This window comes from Pseudomonas sp. SA195 (assembly GCF_054131565.1).
Genome location: NZ_CP096392.1, coordinates 1,200,270 through 1,217,664 on the forward strand (window position 1 = coordinate 1,200,270; position 17,395 = coordinate 1,217,664).

General features: G+C 63.1%; 11 protein-coding genes and 1 pseudogene. 8 read left to right on the forward strand and 4 right to left on the reverse strand.

Going from position 1 to position 17,395, the window contains the following annotated elements:
* Positions 1-164 precede the first annotated feature (164 nt).
* Positions 165-3,014 carry an RNA polymerase-associated protein RapA gene (rapA, locus tag M1D78_RS05480; RefSeq protein ID WP_437420206.1) on the reverse strand — a complete coding sequence of 950 codons (2,850 nt, stop codon included), beginning with the start codon at positions 3,012-3,014 and terminating at the stop codon, positions 165-167.
* Positions 3,015-3,244: 230 nt separating this feature from the next.
* On the opposite strand from rapA, the gene M1D78_RS05485 reads away from it, so the two are divergent.
* From M1D78_RS05485 to ccoM, 4 genes are all read left to right on the forward strand, one after another.
* The gene (locus tag M1D78_RS05485; RefSeq protein WP_437420205.1) at positions 3,245-3,541 is read left to right on the forward strand and encodes an aspartate-semialdehyde dehydrogenase; all 297 of its coding nucleotides are present in this window, start codon (positions 3,245-3,247) and stop codon (positions 3,539-3,541) included.
* Entirely contained in the window at positions 3,528-4,154 is a 627-nt protein-coding gene (locus tag M1D78_RS05490; protein WP_437420204.1) for an alpha-ketoglutarate-dependent dioxygenase AlkB family protein, read from the forward strand. Before M1D78_RS05485 ends, M1D78_RS05490 begins: the two co-directional genes overlap by 14 nt.
* Positions 4,151-4,312: a hypothetical protein gene (locus M1D78_RS05495; RefSeq protein ID WP_437420203.1), complete on the forward strand. Its 162-nt coding sequence runs from the start codon at positions 4,151-4,153 to the stop codon at positions 4,310-4,312. The genes M1D78_RS05490 and M1D78_RS05495 overlap by 4 nt, the downstream gene beginning before the upstream one ends.
* 222 nt (positions 4,313-4,534) lie before the next feature.
* On the forward strand, positions 4,535-4,645 hold the full coding sequence (ccoM, locus tag M1D78_RS05500; protein WP_437420202.1) for a cytochrome c oxidase subunit CcoM: 111 nt from the start codon (positions 4,535-4,537) through the stop codon (positions 4,643-4,645).
* A 147-nt stretch (positions 4,646-4,792) separates the two neighbouring features.
* Here ccoM and M1D78_RS05505 read toward each other — a convergent pair whose 3' ends face one another.
* Positions 4,793-5,263: a MaoC family dehydratase gene (locus M1D78_RS05505; RefSeq protein ID WP_437420201.1), complete on the reverse strand. Its 471-nt coding sequence runs from the start codon at positions 5,261-5,263 to the stop codon at positions 4,793-4,795.
* Positions 5,264-5,514: 251 nt separating this feature from the next.
* Here M1D78_RS05505 and fadD2 point away from each other — a divergent pair, with 251 nt between their 5' ends.
* A complete protein-coding gene (gene fadD2, locus M1D78_RS05510) occupies positions 5,515-7,203 on the forward strand; it encodes a long-chain-fatty-acid--CoA ligase FadD2 (protein WP_437420200.1) in 1,689 nt (562 codons plus the stop codon).
* 218 nt (positions 7,204-7,421) lie between these two features.
* Positions 7,422-9,110 (forward strand): long-chain-fatty-acid--CoA ligase FadD1, encoded by a 1,689-nt coding sequence (gene fadD1, locus M1D78_RS05515; protein WP_437420199.1) that lies wholly within the window; start codon positions 7,422-7,424, stop codon positions 9,108-9,110.
* 80 nt (positions 9,111-9,190) lie between these two features.
* On the opposite strand, the gene M1D78_RS05520 is transcribed toward fadD1, so the two are convergent.
* Both M1D78_RS05520 and M1D78_RS05525 read right to left on the reverse strand, forming a co-directional pair.
* A complete protein-coding gene (locus M1D78_RS05520) occupies positions 9,191-10,051 on the reverse strand; it encodes a methyl-accepting chemotaxis protein (protein WP_457933579.1) in 861 nt (286 codons plus the stop codon).
* A gap of 42 nt (positions 10,052-10,093) precedes the next feature.
* Positions 10,094-11,146, reverse strand: a pseudogene (locus tag M1D78_RS05525) (Cache 3/Cache 2 fusion domain-containing protein); the annotation flags it as partial.
* Positions 11,147-11,520: 374 nt separating this feature from the next.
* On the opposite strand from M1D78_RS05525, the gene M1D78_RS05530 reads away from it, so the two are divergent.
* Both M1D78_RS05530 and hrpA read left to right on the forward strand, forming a co-directional pair.
* On the forward strand, positions 11,521-13,131 hold the full coding sequence (locus M1D78_RS05530; protein WP_437420197.1) for a M28 family metallopeptidase: 1,611 nt from the start codon (positions 11,521-11,523) through the stop codon (positions 13,129-13,131).
* 113 nt (positions 13,132-13,244) lie between these two features.
* Positions 13,245-17,357 carry an ATP-dependent RNA helicase HrpA gene (hrpA, locus tag M1D78_RS05535; RefSeq protein ID WP_437420196.1) on the forward strand — a complete coding sequence of 1,371 codons (4,113 nt, stop codon included), beginning with the start codon at positions 13,245-13,247 and terminating at the stop codon, positions 17,355-17,357.
* The last annotated feature ends 38 nt before the right edge of the window (positions 17,358-17,395 follow it).

A 17,395-nucleotide genomic window follows, 5' to 3' on the forward strand; every position in this document is an offset into this window, starting at 1 on the left:
TCTTCAGGAACAGGTCAGGGGACGGGTTGCACGGGCGGTACCATGTGTGGCGGCAATCAGTACCGATGGGATCGCGCTGCGCTACGCCACTACGCGAGGGCGATGAAATGAAAAAGGCCGGCTGCGATCACTCGTAGCCGGCCTTTTTATACTGCGATCGAACGTCAGCCGGCGACCAGCACGCGGATCGCCTCCAGCCTCAGCCCGGCCTTCTCCAACATCGCCAGACCTTCCTCACGCTGCTTGCACACGGCCTCGATCTCGCTGTCGCGTACGCTCGGGTTGACCGCTTGCAGCGCCGTCAGGCGCGCCAGCTCTTCGTCGAGACTCGCCTTCAGTTTGCGCTGCGCTTCGGCGACGCGCTCGGTGTGGCGAGGAGTGACCTTGGCTTCGGCGTCAGCGATCTGCTTGGCCAGCACGTCGCGCTGAGCCTGGACGAACTTGTTCGCACTGGCGCGCGGGACGCTTTCCAGCTGATCGGTGAGCGTCTCGAACGCCACCTTGGGCGCCAGGTCGTTGCCGTTCGAATCCAGCAGGCAACGCAGCGCCAAGGGTGGCAGGAAGCGGTTGAGCTGCAGGGCACGCGGCGCCACCACCTCGCTGACATAGAGCAGTTCAAGCAGGACGGTGCCGGGCTTGAGCGCCTTGTTCTTGATCAACGCCACCGCGGTGTTGCCCATGGAGCCGGACAGCACGAGGTCCATGCCGCCCTGAACCATGGGGTGTTCCCAGGTGAGGAACTGCATGTCTTCGCGAGCAAGTGCCTGCTCACGGTCATAGGTGACGGTCACGGCTTCGTCGTCCCCGAGCGGGAAGCTGGCATCCAACATCTTCTCACTCGGGCGCAGAATTAGAGCGTTCTCGGAATGGTCTTCGCTGTCGATGCCAAAGGCGTCGAACAGCTCTTCCATGTAGATCGGCAGGGCGAACTGGTCGTCTTGCTCTTCGATGGCCTCAACCAGTGCCTTGCCCTGTTCACCGCCGCCGGAATTGAGTTCTAACAGACGGTCACGGCCGGCATGCAGGTCGGCTTCCAGTCGTTCGCGCTCGGCGCGTGCCTCTTCGATGAGTTGCTGGAATTCGTCGTCGTCGCCTTCTTCCAGCTGATTCAGCAGGCGCGGGCCGAACTGATGCTGCAGGGCATTGCCGGTGGGGCAGGTGTTGAGGAAAGCATTCAGCGCCTCGTGGTACCACTTGAACAGACGTTCCTGCGGGCTGGTTTCCAGGTAGGGCACGTGCAGCTGGATAACGTGGGCCTGACCGATCCGATCGAGACGGCCGATGCGCTGCTCCAGCAGGTCAGGGTGCGATGGCAGATCGAAGAGCACCAGGTGATGCGCGAACTGGAAGTTGCGACCCTCACTGCCGATCTCGGAACAGATCAGTACCTGCGCACCGAACTCTTCGTCAGCGAAATAGGCGGCAGCACGGTCGCGCTCGAGAATGCTCATGCCTTCGTGGAACACCGTGGCCGGAATGCCGGAGCGCACGCGCAGCGCGTCTTCCAGGTCCAGCGCGGTCTCGGCGTGGGCGCAGATGACCAGCACCTTGAATTTCTTCAGCATCTTCAGCGTGTCGATCAGCCACTCGACGCGCGGATCGAAGTTCCACCAACGGTTCTGAGCATCCGGTTCTTCCTGCTGGCTCTGGAAGCTGACTTCCGGATACAGCTCGGCATGCTCGCCCAACGGCAGTTCCAGATACTCGGTGGGGCAGGGCAGCGGATACGGATGCAGCTGGCGCTCCGGGAACCCCCGCACGGCGGCGCGCGTATTGCGGAACAACAGGCGGCCAGTGCCATGGCGGTCGAGCAGCTCGCGAATCAGGCGGCTACTGGCTTCGATGTCGCCGTCGGTGGCCGCGGCCAGCAGCGCTTCACCTTCGTCGCCGAGGAAGCCGTGAATGGTCTGGTGCGCTTCTTGGGATAGGCGGCCTTCGTCGAGCAATTCCTGCACTGCGCGGGCGACCGGCTGGTAGCTGTCGCTCTCGGCGCGGAAGGCTTCGAGATCATGGAAGCGGTTCGGGTCGAGCAGGCGCAGGCGGGCGAAGTGGCTTTCCTGGCCGAGCTGTTCCGGCGTTGCGGTCAACAGCAGGACGCCGGGCGTGACCTCGGCCAGTTGTTCGACCAGCTTGTATTCCGCGCTGGCGTTCTCCGGGTGCCAGACCAGGTGATGCGCTTCGTCCACGACCAGCAGGTCCCAGCCGGCAGCGAAGGCCGCGTCCTGGGCGCGCTCGTCATCTTTCAGCCAGTCCAGCGAGACCAAGGCGAGCTGGGTGTCTTCAAAGGGGTTGGTGGCATCACTTTCGATAAAGCGCTCATCGTCGAACAACGCGACCTGCAAGTTGAAACGGCGGCGCATCTCGACCAGCCACTGGTGCTGGAGGTTTTCCGGCACCAGGATCAGCACGCGCTTGGCGCGCCCGGACAGCAGCTGGCGATGAATGACCAGGCCCGCTTCGATGGTCTTGCCCAGGCCCACTTCATCCGCCAGCAACACGCGGGGAGCGATACGATCTGCAACTTCACGCGCGATATGCAGCTGATGCGCAATCGGTTGGGCGCGCGCGCCACCCAGGCCCCAGAGCGGGGACGTCAGCTGTTTGCTCTGGTTTTCCAGCGTGTGGTAACGCAGCTTGAACCAGTTCAGCGGGTCGATCTGCCCGGCGAACAGGCGGTCGCTGGCGAGGCGGAACTGGATGAAGTTGGACAACTGGGTCTCGGGCAGGGTGCGGGCTTCGTTCTGCGCGGTCAGGCCGTGGTAGACCAGCAGGCCGTCGACATCGTCAACTTCTCGCACGGTCATCTTCCAGCCTTCGAAATGCGTGATCTCGTCACCCGGAACGAAGCGTACGCGGGTCAGCGGCGCGCTACGGGTGGCGTACTGGCGGGTCTCGCCGGTGGCGGGGTAGAGCACGGTGAGCATCCGCCCATCCTGCGTGAGGATGGTTCCCAGACCGAGTTCCGCTTCGCTGTCGCTGATCCAGCGTTGCCCCGGTAGATACTGCTGCGCCATGCCCTGCCTCCCGCTGTAAAAAAGCCCGCTATGTTAACGGAACACTGTCGATAGAGCGACGATAGCCGACCGGTTAAAGTAGGCCCACGCCCCTGCGCCTTGTCGACGAAACGGAGCGAGCCTTGCCAGTGTAGCGCCGTCGCTAAAGTTGGCGCCGGCCCGGCCGATCTCTGGGTAAAGCTCCAGGGAATTGGAGCGGTGCGTATCGGTCCGCTTATGGGAGAGCCAAGATGCTGCCAGTGATTCCGCCCGGCGCCATTCAAGTCACGACGCAACAGGATGTGGTCAAGCCGCGTCCTGACGTGCCACCTGTCGCGCCGGTGGAGCCAAGCGCCAATGAGAGTTCGGTCGAGCTCGACCGCCGGCATCCGCAAGAAGCCGAACAGATGCTGCGTGACGAGCAGCGCCGACGTCAGCGCCGTGGCTACAGTCCGCAGGAGCTGGCCGAAGGTGAAACCGCCGAAGAAGACCAGGCCGCGCTCGACGAACTGCCCCGCCAGGGGCTCTGGGTCGATGTTGAGGTTTGAACCGCGGCCGGGCGCTCCAGGCCTGCGCATCGAACTGCCGCAGGCCGACCTCTACTACTGGCCACGGTGGGTGGCGCCCGAGCTGGCCGATCACTGGCTCGAGCAGCTTGTCGCCGAAACGCCATGGGAACAGCCGACGATCAGGTTGTACGGCAAGACGTTCGCTGTGCCGCGGCAGGTCGCCTGGTACGGCGACCCCGAGGCGCGCTATCGCTATTCTGGGTTGGTGCATGAGCCGTTGCCCTGGACCGATCTCTTGGCCGATATCCGTGATCGGTTGCAACTTGACACCGGAAGCGCGCTCAACGCCGTGCTGCTCAATCTCTACCGGGACGGCCAGGATGCAATGGGCTGGCACAGCGATGACGAACCGGAGCTGGGCGCCGAGCCGGTAGTGGTATCCCTCAACCTGGGCGCGACCCGGCGTTTCGATCTGCGCCGCAAAGGCGTCAACCGTATCGAGCATTCGCTAAGCCTGGAGCATGGATCGCTACTGGTCATGTCTGGCCCGACGCAGCATCATTGGCAACACCAGATCGCCCGGACGCGTAAGGTGGCCAGCCCACGCCTGAACCTGACATTCCGCCGGATCATCCGCGAGTACCCTGCATGAACGATGATGTAAAACTGATCGACTTCGGCGCCGAGCGCGAAAAGCGCATCCATGACCTCAAGGACAAGCGCCTCGCCGAAATGCGCCAGGCCTTCGAACAGGCGCTGCCTCTGGGTAAACCGAAGAAGAAGGGCAAGGCCAAACCCAAGAAGCGCTGAGCTGCCCGCTGTCGTCTCCCCGCGTCACGGTCTTTGGACACTCCAGCAGACCGCCTACTTCCCCGCCTGAACACCCCCATTTTCTTGATCTGGATCAGCTGGTGGCGCGCTCGTCCTGACGGGCTTGGCCCCCATTGACGTCGGTCAATTTTTTATCAGTGGCGGCGGGTAACGTAGCACCCATCGAACAGCACAACAGCTACAGCGCGGAGGCAGGAAATCATGTTCGTCGATAATGTGGTGCTTGCAGGGGTGATCACGGTCGGCCTGATGGTCGCCTTCCTCAGCGGATTCGGATACTTCATCTGGCGGGACGCTCAAAAGAAGCACTGATCCCCCAGTACACAGAGCACGCAAGGCATTTGGGCGACTTCGGTCGCCCTTTTTTATGGCTGCGTTTTTATGTCCGGCGGGCGGTGATTGCCTATCCTGGCAGGGCGCAAGCGCTAGCCAGGATAGGGCAGGGTGTGCGTGCGGGCTTTAGCCGAAGCTGATCGGCGGCAGCTCTTTGAGCTCGACAGTTTCCTCGCGGCGTGGCGCCAGGACTTCTGCTTCACCACCTACCACCTGTTCATCGTTCTGGTTGAACACATTGGTGGCGATACGGACCCGGTTCTTGGGCAGCTTTTCCAGAATTTCCAGGCGCACGGTGAGGGTGTCGCCGAGTTTGACCGGCCGCGTGAATTTCATCGTTTGGCCCAGATAGATGGTGCCCGGGCCGGGCAGGGTGCAGGCGACCGCTGCGCTGATCAAGGCGCCGCTGAACATGCCATGGGCGATCTGCTCCTTGAAGGGTGTGCCGGCAGCGTAGTCCGCATCCAGGTGGACCGGGTTGCGATCACCGGACATGGCGGCGAAGAGCTGGATGTCTCGCTCCTCGACCGTTTTTTCGTAGCTGGCGGTCTGTCCGACTTCCAGGGCGGAGTAGGGCGTGTTGCTGAGCGTGCTCATGCGTGAACCTCAAGGTGCGGTAACGGAAAAGGAGCCGTCGCGGCGGCGGCCCGGTTCAAAAGCGCGTGGAGCGCTGCATTCTAGAGAGCGAGCGGCGGCTTGTCCCGGTTGTCGTGCCGCGGGTCGCTTGGGCTGAGATTCACACCGCTGATTACGCTCGTTGCGCTATTGCGCGGTGCGGCTGAACTGTTAAGTTCGCCACAGCCCGCCGTGCGTGGGCCAGACCATCTCAGGTAAAGAGGCCAATAAGAATGCAACCTGATTTCTGGAACGACAAACGTCCCGCCGGCGTGCCCAACGAGGTGGACATGGCTGGCTTCCGCTCGGTGGTGGAAGTGTTCGAGCACTCCTGCAAGACATACGCCGACCGCCCCGCCTTCAGCAATATGGGCGTGACCTTGACCTACGCCGACCTGGAGCGGTGCTCCTCGGCGTTCGCGGCCTGGCTGCAGAATCACACCGACCTCAAGCCCGGCGACCGCATCGCCGTGCAGATGCCCAATTTGCTGCAGTACCCCATCGCCGTATTCGGTGCCCTGCGTGCCGGGCTCATCGTGGTCAACACCAACCCGCTCTACACCGCGCGGGAGATGCGCCACCAGTTCAAAGATTCCGGCGCGCGGGCGCTCGTCTATCTCAATACCTTCGGCAAGCTGGTGCAGGAGGTGCTGCCGGACACCGGCATCGAGTACCTCATCGAGGCGCAGATCGGCGATATGCTGCCCTCGCTCAAGGGGCTGCTCGTCAATGCGGCAGTCAAGCATGTTAAGAAAATGGTGCCGAGCTACAGCCTGCCGCAGGCGACCCCGTTCAAGCAGATCTTGCGCGATGGCGGCCGACACAGCCTCAAGCCGGCCACGCTTGGCCTGGATGACATTGCCGTACTGCAGTACACCGGCGGCACTACGGGCGTGGCCAAGGGCGCGATGCTGACGCACGGCAACCTGGTGGCCAACATGCAACAGGTGCGGGCCAACATGCAGCAGCTGGACGAGCACGGCAAACCGGTAATAGGTGAGGGGCAGGAAATCATCATTGCGCCGCTGCCGCTGTATCACATCTATGCGTTCACGGTGAACTGCATGTGCATGATGGTCACGGGCAACCACAACGTGCTAATCACCAACCCCCGCGACATCGATGGCTTCGTCAAGGAGCTGCAGAAGTGGCGGTTCACCGGCTTCCTCGGGCTGAACACCTTGTTCGTCGCACTCATGTCGCACCCGGATTTCAAGAAGATCGACTTCTCCGCGCTCAAAGGCACCAACTCCGGGGGCACGGCGCTGGTGTCGGCTGTGGCCGAGCGCTGGAAGACGGTGACGGGCGTGACGGTAACCGAAGGCTATGGGCTGACCGAAACGTCGCCGGTGGTCAGCGCCAACCCGCATGGTGACAAGTCTCGCTTGGGCACCGTAGGCCTGCCGCTGCCAGGCACGGCGCTGAAGGTAGTGGATGACGACGGCCGCGAGCTGCCTGTTGGCGAGCGGGGCGAGCTCTGCGTCAAGGGCCCGCAGGTAATGAAGGGCTACTGGCAGCGCGAGGAAGCGACGGCCGAAGTGCTCGATGCGGAGGGCTGGCTGAAGACGGGCGATATTGCAGTGATCGATCCCGATGGTTTCGTGCGCATCGTCGACCGTAAGAAAGACCTGATCATCGTTTCGGGTTTCAACGTCTATCCGAACGAGATCGAGGATGTCGTCGCCGCGCATCCAAAGGTGACGGCGTGCGCTGCGATCGGCGTGCCGGACGAGAAATCCGGCGAGGCGGTGAAGTTGTTCGTCGTGCGCAGCGACCCCAGCCTGACGGTCGAGGAGTTACAGGCGTATTGCCGCGAGAACTTCACCGGCTACAAGATTCCGCGCCACATAGCCTTCCGCGATTCGCTGCCGATGAGTGCTGTCGGCAAGATCTTGCGCAGGGAGCTGCGCGACCAGGCGTGACGGCTGTCGGGGGGCAGCCTCACTTTCAATTACAGCGTGACCGCTTTAACGTAAGCGGTCACTTTTGTGCCGATCTGTGCCTGCCTGGACACTGTTCGGCTAGTTTCAAAACTGCTAACCTCGAACCGCTTTTTGGCGGGATTGCGCTACAAAAATTAACAAAACACAACAAAACAGCTGCGATGTGCGGTAAAGCTGTCGCTTAGGAGTGGGGTTTCATGACCGATAACTTCTGGAAGGATAAATATCCTGTCGGGGTCAGTAGCGAGATCAATCCCGATGAGTACCAGAACATCCAGGCAGTGCTCAAACAGTCCTGTGAGCGTTTCGCAGACAAGCCGGCCTTCAGCAACCTCGGCAAGACCCTGACCTATGGCGAGCTCTACGAGCTTTCCGGGGCATTCGCGGCCTACCTGCAACAGCACACCGACCTGCAGCCTGGCGATCGTATTGCCGTGCAGCTGCCCAACCTGATCCAGTACCCCATCGTCGTGTTCGGTGCCATGCGCGCCGGGCTCATCGTGGTCAACACCAACCCGCTCTACACCGCGCGGGAGATGGAGCATCAGTTCAACGATTCCGGCGCCAAGGCGCTCGTGTGTCTCGCGAACATGGCGCACCTGGCCGAGGACGTCCTGCCCCGCACCGGCATTCGGCATGTGGTGATTACCGAAGTCGGCGACATGCTGCCGGCGCTCAAGCGCATGCTGGTCAATGCGGTGGTCAAGCATGTGAAAAAAATGGTGCCCGCCTACAGCTTGCCCAAGGCGGTGAAGTTCACCGAGGCGATGGCGCTCGGCCGCGGAAAGGCGTTGCGCGAAGCTAACCCAGCGCGTGATGACGTCGCGGTGCTGCAATACACCGGCGGCACCACTGGTGTGGCCAAGGGCGCAATGCTGACCCATCGCAATATCGTCGCCAACATGTTGCAGTGCCGCGCGCTGATGGGCGCCGAACTGGGCGACGGCTGCGAAACCATGGTCGCGCCGCTGCCGCTTTATCACATCTACGCGTTCACCTTCCATTGCATGACCATGATGCTGATCGGCGCGCACAACGTGCTGATTACCAACCCGCGCGACCTGCCGACCTTCGTCAAGGACCTGGGCAAGTACCGTTTTACCGGCTTCGTCGGTCTCAACACCTTGTTCGTCGCGCTGTGCAACAACGAAGACTTCCGCAAGCTCGACTTTTCCGCGCTGAAGGCCACCTTCTCCGGTGGTATGGCGCTGCAGCTGGCAGCGGCCGAGCGTTGGCGGCAGGTTACGGGCTGCGAAATCTGCGAAGGCTTCGGTATGACGGAAACCAGCCCAGTGGTGTCGGTGAATCCTTTCGGCGGCATCCAGATCGGCACCATCGGCATTCCTATGCCATCGACGTCGTGCAAAGTGATCGACGACGAAGGCAACGACCTGCCGGTAGGGGCGATCGGTGAACTTTGCGTCAAGGGCCCGCAAGTCATGAAAGGCTACTGGCAGCGCCAGGAGGCCACCGACGAAATCCTCGACGCCGATGGCTGGTTGAAGACAGGTGACATTGGTCTTATCCAGGAAGACGGCTACCTGCGCATCGTCGATCGAAAGAAGGACATGATCCTGGTGTCCGGCTTCAACGTGTACCCGAACGAGCTCGAGGACGTGCTTGCCACGTTGCCGGGCGTGCTGCAATGCGCGGCGATCGGAGTGCCGGACGACAAGTCGGGCGAGGCGATCAAGCTGTTCGTGGTCGTCAAGCCAGGCGAAAGCCTGACCAAGGAACAGGTCATGCAACACATGCATGACAACGTCACCGGCTACAAGCGGCCCAAGACCGTCGAGTTCCGTGACAGCCTGCCTACCACCAACGTCGGCAAGATACTGCGCCGCGAATTGCGTGACGAAGAGTTGCGCAAACTGGGCAAGAAGTAAGGCTTCTGTCGCTCACTCGAACCCGGCCGATCTGGCGGGGTTCGTCGTTTCTGGCTCTCGCTTCAGACCCGTTGCTGGGCTTAGCTGAAGTGATTGACCTCGCGCTCGAGCGCGTCGGCCAGGCTCTTCAGTTGATGCGCGGTGTTGGCCAGTTCGGCACCGGCCTTACGGCGGGACTGGTTGTCCTGCGCGACGGTGTGCAGGTTCTGGCTGAGCACCGAGGCAGTAGCGCTCTGCTCGCTGGTGGCTCGCGCGATATCGGCGAACTGATCGAGCGTCTGCGCTGTGTGCGTCTGAATGTCATCGAGGGTTGCGGCGACCTTACCGTTGAGCGCTAGTCCCTGCTCCATCAGGCGGTTGCCTTCGTCGATGGAGGTCATTGCGCGGTTGGTTTCGTCCTGGACCGACTGGATCACCTCGGTGATTTCACGCGTGGCCTGGCTGGTGCGAGCCGCCAGGCTGCGGACCTCATCGGCTACCACGGCGAACCCGCGGCCCTGTTCGCCGGCACGTGCGGCCTCGATGGCTGCGTTGAGGGCCAGCAGGTTGGTCTGCTCGGCGATGCCGCTGATGACACCCACGATGCCGCCGATCTGCTGCGAGCGCTCACCGAGGCCGTTGATGACCTCGCCCGTGGACGACAGCGAACGGGCGATCTGCTCCAGTGCGCCGGCGGCCGAACGCATCGAGTCGGCGCCCTGGCGAGTAAGGCCGACGTTTTCTACCGTCAGTTGCTCGGTGCGCTGCATGCCGTTGGCAATATCCCCAGCGGTGGCGCTGAACTGTTCTACCGCGCTGACCATCGAGTCGAGCTGGGTCGCCTGCTCGGCCGAACGCTGCTCGGTGCCGGTCGCCAGCGTGTTGAGTTGGTCGGCTCGCTGGGTGACGTCGGTCGAGGAGCTGCGGACCTTGGCAACGGTACCCGAGAGCGATTCGGCCATTTGGTTGAACGTTGCCGAGAGCGCACCGATTTCATCCTGGCGCACCACCGGCACGCGCACCTTCAGGTTACCTTCGCCAAAGGCGCGGGCCTGTTCGACCAGGCGGCCAAGCGGGCGCAGGCGATGGCGCAACAGGACGATGGTCGCGGCCACCGCGAGCAGCAGTGCGAGCAGGCTGCCCAACGCCAGTTGCGTGCCGACGCGCCAGATCAGCGCATCGATTTCTTCCTGAGGCAGGGTGGCCGCCACATGCAGGGTCTCCTGCTGGACGGGCGCCGAGAGGCTCACGAACTGCGCGTCGCCGTCGTTCCAGGTCAACGGCTGATTCGGTTCGGCCTTGGCAATCAGCGCGTCTAGCGCGTCCAGGGTGGCGGCACCGGCGGGCTTCACCAGCCAGCCGGTGACATCGTCACGAACAGCCAGCGAGCCGCCTGTGCCAATGCGGAACTCGGAGAGGGTCTTGAACTGGTCTTGCTGTTCCTTGGTGTAGTCGAAGCCGACGTACAGCACGGCGATGACCTGCCCGCTGCCATCGCGAACCGGGGTGTACTGGTTCATGTACTGGCGGCCGAACAGGGTCGCGCGGCCCACGTAAGGCTGCCCATTGATCAGGGGAGCATAGCCCGGATGCTTGCGATCGAGCAGGGTGCCGATGGCGCGTGAGCCGTCTTCTTTTTTCACCGACGTCGTAACGCGCAAGAAGTCATCGCCAGTGCGCACGAAGACCGTTGCGGCGCCACCGGTCAAGTTGGTGAATTCATCGACCAGGGTGAAGTCGCCGTTCAGGCGCTCGCCGTTCAGGTACAGCGAAGGTGCCGTCCCGTCCGTCGCCGGGCCGAGCGTCAGGCCCGAGGCGAAGCGCCGCTCGAACAGTGTGGCCAGGCGCTGGGTGCTGGTGCGCAGGGTCTGGTGAAAGCTGGCGAGCTGGCCCGCGAGCAGTTGTGCCTCGCTGGCCAGGTGCTGGCGATGAGCGAGTTCGGTCGACTCGCCGAGCGAGCGCAGCGCGAACAGGCTACTCCCGGCGATGACCACCGCAAGCACGCCGGATAGCGCCAGGCCCAACTGGCCGGCAATACCGGAACGGGTTCCAAACATTCGTGTACTCCTGGGCGGGACGGTGGTCGCGCCCGTCTCTTATGGGTAGGGCGGTGCAGGCAAGAACAGCAAGGCTGGTAGCGCGAATATCGGCGCAACTCCTGCGGCCTTGAGCCGGGCCGACAGACGTACATACCGGCATTCGCGGCGCGCGCATTCATGCATGAAAAGCTTTCAGCCCGCTTTCGGTGCCATTCTTTTGCCACTGCCGGCGACCGGACCAACGGCCGGTGCGCTCGTCGGATGGAGCCGAACGCTTCTTCAGGCGCACCGGTCTACCCCCGCATGGCCGCGTCCGCTTGATGCCGTAGGGGACGATGGCGCATGCCATTTCGCGGCCTGCCCATCAATCTCGTTGCAAGGATGAGTTACCCATGCACAAGAAAAACAATGCACGTCGGGTAGTTGCTTCTTTCGCTGTACTGGCTTCCACCGCAGCCTTGGCTGCACCCAACGCAGAGGTCGAGGCGTTCAACGATTACTGGAGCCCTGGCAAACCTAATCCCCGCGTCTGCCAGTCGCCGCTGCTGGTCGGCACGCCGCTGGGCCTGCCGCGCTGCATGCAGGCCAGTAACGTCATGACGCACCTGCAAAACCTGCAGGACATCGCTTCGCTGAACAACGGTAACCGTGCTTCCGGTCAGCCCGGCTACCAAGCCTCGGTCGACTACGTACGCAGCACGCTCGAGCGTGCCGGCTACCAAGTTCGCATACAGACCTTTCCATTCCTTGCCTTCTATCCCGAGGGGCCGGGCTCGCTGGCAGCCGTTGCCCCCCAGCCGGTGCAGTACACCTGGGAGGAAGATTTCGCTTATGCCGATCAGACCGATCCGGGCAACGTAACCGCGCCGGTGGTGCCGGTCGACCTTGCGCTGGGCGTGGGCAATGCCTCCACCAGCGGCTGCGAGATGGACGACTTCGCTGGCTTCCCCGCTGGTGCAATCGCCTTGATCCAGCGCGGTAGCTGCACCTTCGGGCAGAAGGCCACCAACGCCGCAGCCGCAGGTGCGGCCGGTGCGATCATCTTCAACCAGGGCGATACCGACACCGAGGACCGCACCGGATTACTCGTCGCGACGCTGGGCGAGGATTACGAAGGCGGCATCCCGGTGATGTTCAGCACCTACGCTAACGGCGTTGAATGGGCCGGCACCGAAGGTTTGCAGCTGAGCATGAATGTCGATGTGGTTCGCGAGCGAACCGAAACCTACAACGTGCTGGCCGAGACGCGGCGCGGCAACCCGGACAACGTCGTCATGGTTGGTGCGCATCTGGATTCGGTGTTCGAAGGCCCCGGCATCAACGACAACGGCTCCGGCAGTGCGGCCCTGCTCGAGATGGCGACCTTGATGAGCAAGGCACATCCACTGAACAAGGTGCGCTTTGCCTGGTGGGGCGCAGAGGAATCGGGACTGGTCGGTTCGACTTATTACGTTAATCAGCTTCCCGAGGAGGAGAAGGCGCAGATCAAGGCGTACCTGAATGTCGACATGATCGGCTCGCCGAACTATGCCAACTTCATCTACGACGGCGACGGCTCCGATTTCGGCCTTCAGGGCCCACCCGGTTCCGGTGCAATCGAACGGCTGTTCCGCTCGTACTTCCAGCTGCGCAACGCGCCCTCGGAAGGCACCGAGATAGACTTCCGTTCCGACTACGCGCAGTTCTTCGATGACGGCATCGCCTTTGGTGGGCTGTTCACCGGCGCGGAAGACGTGAAGACAGTCGAGCAGGCGCAGCGCTATGGCGGCACGGCCGGAGAGTCGTTCGATCCGTGCTACCACAGTGAGTGCGATGACCTGAGCAACATCGACACCGAGGCGCTCGAGCTTCACGGCGATGCGCTGGCCTTCGCAACCAGCTGGCTGTCGTTGTCGACCAAGGTGATCGACGACCAAATCGCAGCGGCCGCCGAGCAGAGCATTGGTGCGATGCGTATCCAGAGCGTGCAGGAAAAATCACGCTGGGGTCACTGGATCCGGTAACCGCTTGACCACCGCACCGGTTCGCCGGCGCGGTCCCACCGTTCCCTTTTCCTGCGGCCAGCCGGGCAAATCTGCGACAATCGCGCCCTTCTCGAATCTGCCCACGGCTGTCCATGACTGACGCAACGCCTGCCCCTGAGCAACTCCTGAACAACCTCGACCAGGTGATGTTCGCCGACCGCCATCGCCTGCGCCGCCAGCTGCATGATCTGCGAAAGAAAGCGGGTAGCGCGCCGATTGAGGGCGATGGCCTAGCGCGCTGGATCGAACGCTTCGAGGCCTCCGCCGCCAAGGTCGAAGCGCGGCGCCAGAGCGTGCCGGTGATGCGCTACGACGACCAGCTGCCGATCGCTGCCAAGCGCGACGAAATCAAGGCTGCACTGGCGAAGCACCAGGTGCTGGTGCTGGCTGGTGAAACCGGCTCGGGCAAGACCACTCAATTGCCAAAGATCTGCCTGGAAATCGGCCGCGGCGTGCACGGGCTGATCGGCCATACCCAGCCGCGGCGCCTGGCCGCGCGCAGCGTGGCGACGCGGGTGGCGGAGGAAATCGGCACACCGCTGGGCGAACTGGTCGGCTATCAGGTGCGTTTCGAAGACCACAGCCAGGACGGCACGCTGGTCAAGCTGATGACCGACGGCATTCTGCTGGCCGAGACGCAGCACGACCGCTTTCTGGAAAAGTACGACACGATCATCGTCGACGAGGCGCACGAGCGCAGCCTCAATATCGACTTCCTGCTCGGCTATCTAAAGACTCTGCTGCCGCGCCGGCCGGACCTGAAGGTGATCATCACCTCGGCGACCATCGATCTGGATCGCTTCAGCAAGCACTTCGATAACGCGCCCATCGTCGAGGTGTCCGGTCGCTCCTATCCGGTCGACGTCTGGTACCGGCCCCTGGCCGCCGAGACCGACGAAGACGGTAACCGGGTCGAGGACGACCTCACCGTCGACCAAGGCATCCTCGCCGCGCTGGGCGAGATCGAGGCGCATGAAAAACAGGTCGGCCAGCGGCCCGGCGACGTGCTGGTGTTCCTGCCCGGTGAACGTGAAATCCGTGACGCCGCCGAGGTGCTGCGCAAAGCCAACCTGCGGCACACCGAGGTGCTGCCACTGTACGCACGGCTGACCCCGGCCGAGCAGCAGAAAATCTTCCGCCCGATGCCGGGTCGCAAGATCGTGCTGGCCACCAACGTGGCCGAGACTTCGCTTACCGTGCCGGGGATCCGCTATGTGATCGACTCGGGTACCGCGCGCATCAGCCGCTACAGCTACCGCGCCAAGGTGCAGCGGCTGCCTATCGAGGCCATTGCCCAGGCCAGTGCCAACCAGCGCAAGGGCCGTTGCGGGCGGGTAGAGTCCGGGATCTGTATTCGTCTGTATAGCGAGGAGGATTTTCTCGGCAGGCCGGAATTCACCGACCCGGAAATCCTGCGCACCAACCTGGCGGCGGTCATCCTGCAAATGCTGCACCTGCGCCTTGGCCAGATCGAGGATTTCCCCTTTATCGAGCCGCCGGACGGCAAAGCCATCAGCGACGGCTTCAACCTGTTGCAGGAGCTCTCGGCGGTCAACCGCGAGAACCAGCTGACGCCGCTCGGCCGCCAGCTGGCGCGCCTGCCCATCGACCCGCGGTTGGGGCGAATGCTCCTCGAGGCGGCCAACCTCGGCAGCATGCAAGAGGTGCTGATCGTCGCCAGCGCATTGTCCGTACAGGACGTGCGCGAACGACCGGCCGACCGCCAAACCCAGGCCGACCAGGCGCACGCGCAATGGAAGGACCCGGACTCCGACTTCGCCGCGCTGATCAACCTCTGGCGCGGTTTTGAAGAACAGCGCCAGGCCCTCGGCTCCAATGCGCTGCGGACCTGGTGCCGAAAACATTTCCTCAACTACCTTCGCCTACGAGAGTGGCGCGACGCGCATCGTCAGCTCACGCTGATCGTGCGCGAGCTGAAACTCGGCGCGGGCCGGGCAGTGGATGGCTCCGGCCATCCACTCCACGAAAAGCCTGGGGCGCGCGGAAATCGTAGAGTGGAAAACGCCGAAGGCGTTTCCACGCGTCAGGCCGGGGCCGACGCCCAGCCCGTGCGCACCACCGACAAACGCGTCAACGCCAAACTCGCCCAGCAAGCCGAGGCCAGCGAGGCAGCGGTGCGTGCGAAGAGCTACGCGGCCGTGCACAAGGCTATCCTGGCTGGCCTGCTCAGCCAGATCGGCAGCAAGACCGAGGACGGCGACTACCTCGGTGCTCGCCAGCGGCGTTTCTGGATTCATCCGTCGAGCGTCATTGGCCGGAAGAAGCCTAGCTGGGTGATGGCGGCTGAATTGGTGGAAACCACCAAACTGTTCGCGCGCATGGTCGCCAAAATCGAACCGGACTGGATCGAGCCGCTGGCCAAGCATCTGATCAAGAACAATCACTTCGAAGCGCACTGGGAAAAGAAGCGCGGGCAGGTCGTGGCCTTCGAGCAGGTCACCCTGTACGGCATGATCATCGTTGGGCGCCGCCCGGTGCACTACGGGCCGATCGAACCGGCGCTGTCTCGCGAGCTGCTGATTCGTGAAGGGCTGGTGCGTGGCGACATCAGCAGCCGCGCCCGTGCGCTGACGGCCAATCGGCAATTGCTGGAGCGGCTAGACGAGCTGGAAGCGAAGGCCCGCCGGCGCGACATCATTGCTGACGAAGAAACCTTGTTCGGCTTCTACGATGCACGCATCCCGGCGGACATCTACCAGACCGCCAGTTTCGACAGCTGGTACAAGCGCGAGGGCGCCAAGGACCCGCAGCTGCTGATCATGCGCGAGGAAGATGTGCTGGCCCGCGACGCGCGGGAGGTCACCGCCGCGCAATATCCGGACGTCCTGCAGCTTGGCGAACTCCAGCTGCCACTCAGCTATGACTTCGAACCGGGCAGTGAGCGTGATGGCGTGACGCTGCGCGTGCCGGCGCCGCTGTTGCCGCAACTGCCGCGAGATCGGCTCGACTGGTTGGTGCCTGGGCTGATCGAGGCCAAGGCCGTGGCGCTGATACGCGGTTTGCCGAAGGCCATCCGCAAGAATTTCGTGCCTGTGCCCGATTTCGTTAGCGCCGCGCTTTCCAAGATCACCTTCGCCCAGGGTTCGCTCTTCGAGGCGCTAGGCCGCGAACTGCAGCGCATGACCGGTGCACGGATACCGGATGAGGCCTGGCCAGAGGCAGTCGCCGGGCTGGACCGGCATCTGCAGATGAACATCGAGGTGGTCGACGCCAACGGCAAGTACCTGGGTGAGGGTCGCGATCTGGCGACGTTGACTGCGCGCTTCGCCGAGGCGAGCCAGGCGGCGTTGGCCGTGCCGCAGAAAAAGGCTGAGGCGGACACGCCGGTCGAAGCGCGCGCCTTCGAGGCAGTGCCGGAGAAAACTCAGCAGAAGGTCGCCGGCCTAGCCATAACGGTCTATCCGGCGCTCGTCGACGAGGGTGGGGTTGTGAAGGAAGGGCGCTTCCCGACCCAGGCGGAAGCGGATTATCAGCATCGCCGTGCCCTACAGCGTCTATTGCTTCAGCAACTGGCCGAGCAAGCCAAGTTCCTGCGCAACAAACTGCCGGGGCTCACCGACCTCAGCCTGCTGTACCGCGACATGGGCAAACCCGATGCGCTGATCGAAGACATTCTGCTGGCCAGCCTCGACGAGGCCATTCTTGCAGGCGTCTTGCCGCTGCCGCGTGAGGGCGCCGCGCTGGCCTCGCTGGCTGAGCAGAAGCGCGGCGGATGGACGGAGCACGCCGAACGATTGGCGCGCCGGGTGTTGGACATCCTCAAGCTGCGTCAGGCCTTGCAGAAGCGCTTCAAGGGCAAGATCGACCTCGCTCAGGCGGTCGCGCTGAACGACATCAAGGCGCAACTGGCGAACCTGATCTACCCCGGCTTCGTCCGCGACACGCCAACCGAGTGGCTGAAGGAATACCCGCGCTACCTCAAAGCGATCGAACAACGCCTGGACAAGGTGGGTGGGCAGCTGCAGCGCGACCGCGTGTGGACGGGCGAAATCGCGGGTTACTGGGAGAAGTATCAGGCCCGTGTCGCCAAACATGCGCAGGAAGGCAAGCGCGATCCGCAGCTCTCGCAGTACCGCTGGATGCTCGAGGAATACCGCGTCTCGCTATGGGCGCAGCAACTGGGCACGAAGATGCCCGTGTCAGACAAGCGTTTGAACAAGCAGTGGAGCGAAGTCGAGGTTTGATCCACGCTGAACGCGACGTATCGCGCCAAATCGGGCCG